Raw genomic sequence first — 8,443 nt, 5'->3', positions numbered from 1 at the left:
GGTTATGAACAAGCAAGCGAACAATCCGCAAACCGCGCACTGGCAGGCCCTGAGCCAGGCTCACCACTTGGCGCCGTTCAGTGATTACAGGCAGCTGGCCGAAAAAGGCCCGCGCATCATCACTGAAGCGAAGGGCGTGCACCTGTGGGACAGCGAGGGCAACAAGATCCTCGATGGCATGGCCGGCCTGTGGTGCGTGGCCGTGGGCTATGGCCGCGAGGAGCTGGTCGAAGCTGCCGCGACGCAGATGCGTCAGCTGCCGTTCTACAACACCTTTTTCCAGACCGCCCACCCGCCGGTGCTGGAGCTGGCCCACGCCATCTCCCAACTGGCACCGGCCGGCATGAACCACGTGTTCTTCACCGGTTCGGGCTCCGAAGGCAACGACACCATGCTGCGCCTGGTGCGCCACTACTGGGCGTGCAAGGGCAAAGCGAACAAGAAGATCATCATCGGCCGCGAGAACGGCTACCACGGCTCCACCGTGGCCGGCGCCAGCCTCGGCGGCATGAAGTTCATGCACGAGCAGGGCGACCTGCCGATTCCGGGTATCGCTCATATCCCGCAGCCCTACTGGTTCGGCGAGGGCGGCGACCAGTCGCCGGAGGAGTTCGGCATCTGGGCCGCCGATCAGCTGGAGAAGAAGATTCTCGAGCTGGGCGAAGAAAACGTTGCCGCCTTTATCGCCGAGCCGATCCAGGGCGCCGGCGGCGTGATCATCCCGCCTGAGACCTACTGGCCGCGGATCAAGGAGATCCTCGCCAGGTACGACATTCTGTTCGTGGCCGACGAGGTGATCTGCGGCTTCGGCCGTACCGGCGAATGGTTCGGCAGCCAGTACTACGACCTCAAGCCGGATCTGATGACCATCGCCAAGGGCCTCACCAGCGGCTATGTGCCGATGGGCGGGCTGATCGTCAGCGACAAGGTGTTCGAGGTGATCGAGGCGCATGGCGACTTCAACCACGGCTTCACCTATTCCGGCCATCCGGTGGCGGCGGCGGTGGGGCTGGAAAACCTGCGCCTGCTCCGCGAAGAAGGCATCGTCCAGCGGGTGAAGGCGGAAACGGCACCGTATTTGCAGCAACGCCTGCGCGAACTGGCAGAGCACCCGCTGGTGGGCGAGGTACGCGGCCTGGGCATGCTCGGCGCCATCGAACTGGTGCAGGACAAGGCGACGCGCAAGCGTTACCCGGACACCGTGGCCGCCGGCATGGTCTGTCGCGGGCACTGCTTTAATAACGGTCTGATCATGCGCGCCGTGGGCGACACCATGATCATTGCCCCGCCGCTGGTGATCAGCCGGGCGGAAATCGACGAACTGGTGGAAAAAGCGCGCAAGTGCCTGGATCTCACCCTGCGTGACCTGTCGGTCTGAAAGCCCGCAGTCACGGAAAGTTGTCAGCGGTGCCATGACCTTGCCAGACTGCGCCGGAGTGCGTGAGCCAGCCTGAATCGAGCGGCTCGCGCGTCCTCCGGATTACCGACACAACAACAGGAGCTGTACGCATGAAAACATTCGGCAAGACCCTTCTCGCGTTGTCCCTGACCGCCGCCGTGGCAGGCGCTGCGCAGGCTGACAGCAAGGTGCTGCATGTCTACAACTGGAGCGACTACATCGCCGAAGACACCCTGGCCAACTTCGAGAAGGAAACCGGCATCAAGGTCGTCTATGACGTCTTCGACAGCAACGAGGTGCTGGAAGCCAAGTTGCTGGCCGGCAGCTCCGGTTACGACGTGGTGGTACCGTCCAACCCCTTCCTGGCCAAGCAGATCAAGGCGGGCGTGTTCCAGAAGCTGGACAAGTCCAAGCTGCCGAACTGGTCGAACCTCGACCAGGACCTGCTCAAGGCGCTGGATCCGAGTGACCCGGGCAACCAGTACTCGATCCCCTACATGTGGGGCACTATCGGCATCGGCTACAACGTCGACAAGGTCAAGGCCGTGCTCGGCGACGACGCGCCGGTGGATTCCTGGGATCTGGTGTTCAAGCCGGAGAACATGGAAAAGCTGAAGTCCTGCGGCGTGTCCTTCCTCGACTCGCCGACCGAAATTCTCCCGGCGGCGCTGCACTACCTGGGCTACGCCCCGGACAGCAGCAAGGCTGACGAGCTGAAGAAGGCCGAGGAACTGTTCCTCTCCATCCGTCCTTCGGTGGCCTACTTCCACAGCTCCAAGTACATCTCCGACCTGGCCAACGGCAACATCTGCGTCGCCATCGGCTACTCGGGCGACATCTATCAGAGCAAGGCGCGCGCCGAGGAAGCCAAGAACGGCGTCAACGTCGGCTACAACATTCCCAAGGAAGGCGCAGGTTCCTTCTTCGACATGCTGGCGGTGCCGGCCGATGCCAAGAACGTCGAGGCTGCCCACGTGTTCCTCAACTACCTGATGGAGCCGGCGGTGATGGCCAACATCACCAACTACGTGCAGTTCCCCAACGGCAACGCCGCGGCTACGCCGCTGGTGGATGAGGCCCTGCGCACCGACCCGGGCGTATACCCGACGCCGGAAGTGCTGAAGAAGATCTACACCTTCCCGGACCTGGCTCCGGCGGTGCAGCGCAACATGACCCGCAGCTGGACCAAGATCAAGTCCGGTCGCTAAGCAACGCAGCAACGCCGCCTGGCGGGTTCGCCCGCCAGGCTTTCTCCAGGCAAGAAGAGGAAACGTCATGCGTCGTTCTATCCTGCTGGCCGGCCTTGTCGCCGCCGCCATTGGCATGTCCGCAGCCCAGGCGGCCAATCGTGTGGTCAAGGTCTACAACTGGTCCGACTACATTGCGCCGGACACCATCGCCGAGTTCGAGAAGGAAACCGGCATCAAGGTGGTGTATGACGTTTTCGACTCCAACGAAACCCTCGATGGCAAGCTGGCCACCGGCCAGAGCGGCTACGACGTGGTGGTACCCACCAACCACTACCTGGCCAAGCAGGTGCGTGCCGGCACCTATCTGAAGCTGGACAAATCCAAGCTGCCGAACCTGGTCAATCTCGACCCGACCATCATGCAGAACCTGGCCGCGGGCGACCCCGGCAACGAATACTCGGTGCCTTATCTGTGGGGCACCAACGGCATTGGCCTGAACGCCACCAAGGCCCGTGCCGTGCTCGGCGAAGATGCCCCGCTGGATTCCTGGGCCCTGCTGTTCGAGCCGCAGTACGCCGAGAAGCTGGCGAAATGCGGCATCGCCCTGCTCGACTCGGGCGATGAAGTGCTGCCGCAGACGGTCAACTACCTGGGCCTGTCGCCGCACACCACCAAGCGCGAAGACTACGACAAAGCCTTCGAGCAGATGATGAAGGTGCGCCCGTACATCACCTACTTCCACAGCTCCAAGTTCATCTCCGACCTGGCCAACGGCGAGATCTGCGCCGCCTTCGGCTACTCCGGCGACGTGCTGCAGGCCGCCGACCGTGCCGAAGAGGCCGGCCGCAGCGACGAGATCATCTACATCATTCCCAAGGAAGGCACCGCGATGTGGGCCGACCTGCTGGCGATTCCCAAGGACGCGAAGAACGTCGATGAGGCGCATGCCTTCATCAACTACCTGCTGCGCCCGGACGTGATCGCCAAGATCAGCAATTACGTGGCCTACGCCAACCCCAACCTCAAGGCCACCGAGCTGGTCGACGAAGGCGTGCGCGAGAATCCGGGCGTGTATCCCAGCGCGGAGGTCATGGCCAAGCTCTACGTTGCCGAGGAGCGTACCCCCGAGGTGCAGCGCTGGCTGACCCGTGACTGGACGCGAATCAAGAGCGGACGCTGATCGGCGGAAGATTTTCCTATAAAGTGCCGCGCCTTTTCGGGCGGCACACCATAACGAGGATGAAACTGTGCGAGTTACCCTGCCCAAGTCTCTGATCGCCCTGGCGGCCTCCGCCGTCTGTGGTGTGGCCCTGGCCCAGCCGAAGGTGCACATCTACAACTGGAGCGACTACATCGGCGAAGAGACCCTGGCCAAGTTCGAGGCGCAAACCGGCATCAAGCCGATCTACGACGTCTTCGACTCAAACGAAACCCTCGAAGGCAAACTGCTCGCCGGTCGCAGTGGCTATGACGTGGTGGTGCCGTCCAACCATTTCCTCGGCAAGCAGATTCGTGCCGGCGCCTTCCAGCCGCTCGACCGCGCCAAGCTGCCGAACTGGGACAATCTGGACCAGGCATTGCTCAAGCAGCTGGAAACCAACGACCCCGGCAACCAGTACTCGGTGCCCTACCTGTGGGGCACCAACGGCATCGGTTACAACGTCGAGAAGATCAAGGCCGTACTGGGCGTCGAGGAGATCGACTCCTGGGCCGTGCTGTTCGAAGCCGAGAACATCAAGAAGCTCAGCCAGTGCGGCGTGGCCTTCCTCGACTCGGCCGACGAGATGATCCCGGCCATGCTCAACTACCTGGGCCTGGACCCCAACAGCACCAACCCCGACGACTACGCCAAGGCCGAAGCCAAGCTGCTGGAGGTGCGCCCCTACGTCACCTACTTCCACAGCTCCAAGTACATCGGTGATCTGGCCAACGGCAACATCTGCGTGGCAGCCGGCTTCTCCGGCGACATCCTGCAGGCCGCCGACCGTGCCGAAGAGGCCGGCAAGGGTATCGAGATCGCCTACGCCATTCCCAAGGAGGGCGCCAACCTCTGGTTCGACATGCTGGCCATTCCGGCCGACGCGGCGAACGTCGAGCAGGCTCATGCCTTCATCAATTTCCTCCTCGATCCGCAGGTGATCGCCGACGTCAGCAACTACGTCGGCTACGCCAACCCCAACACCAAGGCCGGTGAACTGATGGATCAGGACGTACGCAACGACCCGTCCGTGTACCCGCCACAAGCGGTACTGGACAAACTGTACATCTCTGCCGAATTGCCGGTGCGTGTGCAGCGTCTGATGACTCGCGCCTGGACCAAGGTCAAGTCGGGTCAGTAATCGTTCTGCCCGGCCGCAGGGGCCGGGCACAATCTTCCGGGAGTTTTCCGATAATGGCTGTCGCTTCCAGCGCCTACAAAAAAGCCCTCGAGGGAAACCAGACACCGAAAGAGGTGCTGGTCAAGATCGATCGGGTAACCAAGAAATTCGACGAGACAGTGGCAGTCGACGACGTATCGCTGACCATCAACAAGGGTGAGATCTTCGCCCTGCTCGGTGGCTCGGGATCGGGCAAATCCACGCTGCTGCGCATGCTCGCCGGCTTCGAGCGGCCCACCGAGGGACGCATCATCCTCGACGGTGTGGACATCACCGACATGCCGCCCTACCAGCGGCCGATCAACATGATGTTCCAGTCCTACGCGCTGTTCCCGCACATGACCGTGGCGCAGAACATCGCCTTCGGTCTCAAGCAGGACAAGCTGCCCCAGGCCGAGATCGACGAGCGCGTGGCCGAGATGCTCAAGCTGGTGCACATGACCCAGTACGCCAAGCGCAAGCCGCATCAACTCTCGGGCGGCCAGCGTCAGCGCGTGGCCCTGGCCCGTTCCCTGGCCAAGCGTCCCAAGCTGCTGCTGCTCGACGAGCCGATGGGCGCGCTGGACAAGAAGCTGCGCTCGCAGATGCAGCTGGAGCTGGTGGAGATCATCGAGCGCGTCGGCGTGACCTGCGTGATGGTCACCCACGACCAGGAAGAGGCCATGACCATGGCCCAGCGCATCGCCATCATGCACCTGGGCTGGATCGCCCAGACCGGCAGCCCGGTGGACATCTACGAGACGCCGACCAGCCGCCTGGTGTGCGAGTTCATCGGCAACGTCAACCTGTTCGACGGCCAGATCGTCAGCGATGAAGCCGACCACGCGATCATCGATTGCCCGCAGCTGGACAAGCCGATCTACATCGGCCATGGCGTCAGTACCCGTGCCGAGGACAAGAAGGTCAGCTACGCCCTGCGCCCGGAAAAACTGCTGATGGCCACCGCCTTGCCGGCCGACCATGAGCACCCCGAGTACAACTGGAGCCGTGGCCACGTGCACGACATCGCCTACCTCGGCGGCCATTCGGTGTACCACGTCAAGCTCAGCTCCGGGCAGATCGTGCAGTGCTTCATCGCCAACGCCGAGCGCCGCGGCAAGCGCCCGACCTGGGACGATCCGGTGGTGGTGTACTGGGAAGACGACAGCGGCGTGGTACTGCAATCATGAAACCGAGCAAACTGACGCGCTATCTGCCCAGCGGGCGGCATGCCGTTATCGGCATACCCTTCCTCTGGCTGTTCCTGTTCTTCCTGCTGCCCTTCGTCATCGTGCTGAAGATCAGCTTCGCCGAAGCCGATGTGGCGATTCCGCCCTACACGGAAATCTACCAGTGGGCGGACAACAAACTGACGCTGCTGCTGAACTTCGGCAACTACATCTTCCTCACCGAGGATGCCCTGTACGTCTCGGCCTATCTGGGCTCGCTGCAGGTCGCCTTCTTCAGCACCCTGTTGTGCCTGGTGATCGGCTACCCCATGGCCTACGCCATCGCGCGGGCGCCGAAGGAGCGCCAGACCGTACTGCTGCTGCTGATCATGATGCCGACCTGGACCGCGATCCTGATCCGCGTCTACGCCTGGATGGGCATTCTCGGCAACAACGGCCTGCTCAACAGCCTGCTGATGGGTATCGGCCTGATCGACACGCCGCTGCAGATCCTCAACACCAACACCGCGGTGTACATCGGCGTGGTCTATTCGTACCTGCCGTTCATGATCCTGCCGCTCTACGCCAACCTGGTGAAGCACGACCCGAGCCTGCTGGAGGCCGCCTCCGACCTGGGCTCGAGCAACTTCAACAACTTCTGGCGGATCACCGTGCCGCTGTCGAAGAACGGCATCATCGCCGGCTCCATGCTGGTGTTCATCCCGGTGGTGGGTGAGTTCGTCATCCCCGAACTGCTCGGCGGCCCGGAGACCCTGATGATCGGCAAGGTGCTGTGGCAGGAGTTCTTCAACAACCGCGACTGGCCGGTGGCGTCCGCTCTGGCGGTGGTGATGCTGGCGATCCTGATCGTGCCCATCATCCTGTTCAACCGTAACCAAGCGAAAGAGCTGGAGGGCCGCCCATGAAGCGTTTCAGTTTCTCCAGCATCATGCTCTGGGCGGGGCTGGTGTTCATCTACCTGCCCATGGTCATCCTGGTCATCTACTCGTTCAACGCCTCGCGGCTGGTAACGGTGTGGGGTGGCTGGTCGGTGAAGTGGTACGTCGGCCTGCTGGACAATACCCAGCTGATGAACTCGGTGATGCGCTCGCTGGAAATCGCCTGCTACACCGCCATCGCGGCGGTGGCGCTGGGCACCCTGGCGGCTTTCGTGCTGACTCGCATCACCCGCTTCAAGGGACGCACCCTGTTCGGGGGTCTGGTCACCGCACCGCTGGTGATGCCCGAGGTGATCACCGGTCTGTCGCTGCTGCTGCTGTTCGTGCTGATGGCGCAGCTGATCGGCTGGCCGGCGCAGCGCGGCATGACCACCATCTGGATCGCCCACACCACCTTCTGCTCGGCCTACGTGGCGGTGGTGGTGTCGTCGCGCCTGCGCGAGCTGGACATGTCCATCGAAGAGGCGGCCATGGATCTGGGTGCCAAGCCGTGGAAGGTGTTCTTCCTGATCACCGTGCCGATGATCGCGCCATCGCTGGCAGCCGGTGCCATGATGTCCTTCGCCCTGTCGCTGGACGATCTGGTGCTGGCCAGCTTCGTCTCCGGTCCGGGGTCGACCACCCTGCCGATGGAGATCTTCTCCGCCGTGCGTCTGGGGGTTAAGCCTGAGATCAATGCGGTGGCCAGCCTGATCCTGCTGGCGGTGTCCTTCGCCACGTTCCTCGCCTGGTTCTTCGCCCATCGTGCCGAGGAAAAGCGCAAGAAGGCCCTGCAGCAGGCCATGGACGAAACCACCAGCCCGTCCTGGCAGCAGGTGGTCGACAGCCGCCGCAGCGCCAGCAGCAACTGAGCTTCTGGCTGAAAGCAAAACGGGCCCCGCGGGGCCCGTTTTTCATGCTGTAGGGTGCGCCGTGCGCACCGAGCCCTGCGCTATTTCACCAACGCCTTCCAGGCCTTGAGGCTGTTCACGATCTGCGCCTGAGTGGCGCGCAATTGGCGCTGCTCGTCGTCCAGTTCCTGCTGAGCCAACCCGTACAGCTTGTTCAGCTCGCCATACAGGCGGTCGACCTCGGGCACCTCCAGCACGCCGCGCGCCAGGCGCAGCCAGACCAGCAGGCGCTCCAGGCGCGGCATCTGCTCGGCCAGGTCCTCCGGCTGCTGCTGGTAGCGGCGCAGCTGCAGGGCGGCGCCTTCCTCGGCGAGCAGGGTGGGCAGCCAGTTGCCCAGGGCCGCGCTGCCCTGGCGATTGCCGCGGTTGTTGCGCTCCACCGTCCAGCCGCGTTGCAGCAGCCAGAGCGACAGTTTCAGCGACAGCAGGCCCCAGCGGCAGCCATCCAGTTCGGCGGCGAACAGCGCCGGTGCGTTGCG

Annotated in this window: 7 protein-coding genes and 1 pseudogene; 7 read left to right on the top strand and 1 reads right to left on the bottom strand. The window is 63.2% G+C overall.

Annotation, left to right across the window (positions count from 1 at the left end):
* Nucleotides 1-4 precede the first annotated feature (4 nt).
* From N7333_RS22975 to N7333_RS22945, 7 genes are all read left to right on the top strand, one after another.
* Nucleotides 5-1,378: an aspartate aminotransferase family protein gene (locus N7333_RS22975; protein ID WP_129481982.1), complete on the top strand. Its 1,374-nt coding sequence runs from the start codon at nucleotides 5-7 to the stop codon at nucleotides 1,376-1,378.
* Nucleotides 1,379-1,509: 131 nt separating this feature from the next.
* Complete coding sequence (locus tag N7333_RS22970) at nucleotides 1,510-2,607, top strand: polyamine ABC transporter substrate-binding protein (RefSeq protein ID WP_004373252.1); 1,098 nt, start codon at nucleotides 1,510-1,512, stop codon at nucleotides 2,605-2,607.
* A gap of 67 nt (nucleotides 2,608-2,674) precedes the next feature.
* Complete coding sequence (locus tag N7333_RS22965) at nucleotides 2,675-3,769, top strand: polyamine ABC transporter substrate-binding protein (protein WP_004373251.1); 1,095 nt, start codon at nucleotides 2,675-2,677, stop codon at nucleotides 3,767-3,769.
* Nucleotides 3,770-3,836: 67 nt separating this feature from the next.
* Nucleotides 3,837-4,928, top strand: a complete 1,092-nt coding sequence (locus tag N7333_RS22960; RefSeq protein WP_011920614.1) for a polyamine ABC transporter substrate-binding protein — start codon at nucleotides 3,837-3,839, stop codon at nucleotides 4,926-4,928.
* Nucleotides 4,929-4,981: 53 nt separating this feature from the next.
* A complete protein-coding gene (gene potA / locus N7333_RS22955; protein ID WP_004373247.1) occupies nucleotides 4,982-6,136 on the top strand; it encodes a polyamine ABC transporter ATP-binding protein in 1,155 nt (384 codons plus the stop codon).
* A 23-nt stretch (nucleotides 6,137-6,159) separates the two neighbouring features.
* Nucleotides 6,160-7,041 (top strand): ABC transporter permease subunit, encoded by an 882-nt coding sequence (locus tag N7333_RS22950; protein ID WP_177491063.1) that lies wholly within the window; start codon nucleotides 6,160-6,162, stop codon nucleotides 7,039-7,041.
* Nucleotides 7,038-7,925: an ABC transporter permease subunit gene (locus tag N7333_RS22945; protein WP_004373244.1), complete on the top strand. Its 888-nt coding sequence runs from the start codon at nucleotides 7,038-7,040 to the stop codon at nucleotides 7,923-7,925. Before N7333_RS22950 ends, N7333_RS22945 begins: the two co-directional genes overlap by 4 nt.
* 80 nt (nucleotides 7,926-8,005) lie before the next feature.
* Here the strand turns inward: N7333_RS22945 and N7333_RS22940 are convergent.
* Nucleotides 8,006-8,443: pseudogene (locus N7333_RS22940) on the bottom strand (inorganic triphosphatase); the annotation flags it as partial.

Source organism: Pseudomonas sp. GD04158 (assembly GCF_029834875.1).
Taxonomy (GTDB): domain Bacteria; phylum Pseudomonadota; class Gammaproteobacteria; order Pseudomonadales; family Pseudomonadaceae; genus Aquipseudomonas; species Aquipseudomonas hydrolytica.
The sequence above is the reverse complement of the archived record's forward strand: the minus strand, read 5'-3'. Positions and strand labels throughout refer to the sequence as shown.

What these genes read in the sequence shown, in the direction of transcription:
- N7333_RS22945 (WP_004373244.1), top strand. Translation starts at nt 7,038, where the DNA reads ATGAAGCGTTTCAGTTTCTCCAGCATCATGCTCTGGGCGGGGCTGGTG.
- N7333_RS22970 (WP_004373252.1), top strand. Translation starts at nt 1,510, where the DNA reads ATGAAAACATTCGGCAAGACCCTTCTCGCGTTGTCCCTGACCGCCGCC.
- N7333_RS22975 (WP_129481982.1), top strand. Translation starts at nt 5, where the DNA reads ATGAACAAGCAAGCGAACAATCCGCAAACCGCGCACTGGCAGGCCCTG.
- potA (WP_004373247.1), top strand. Translation starts at nt 4,982, where the DNA reads ATGGCTGTCGCTTCCAGCGCCTACAAAAAAGCCCTCGAGGGAAACCAG.
- N7333_RS22965 (WP_004373251.1), top strand. Translation starts at nt 2,675, where the DNA reads ATGCGTCGTTCTATCCTGCTGGCCGGCCTTGTCGCCGCCGCCATTGGC.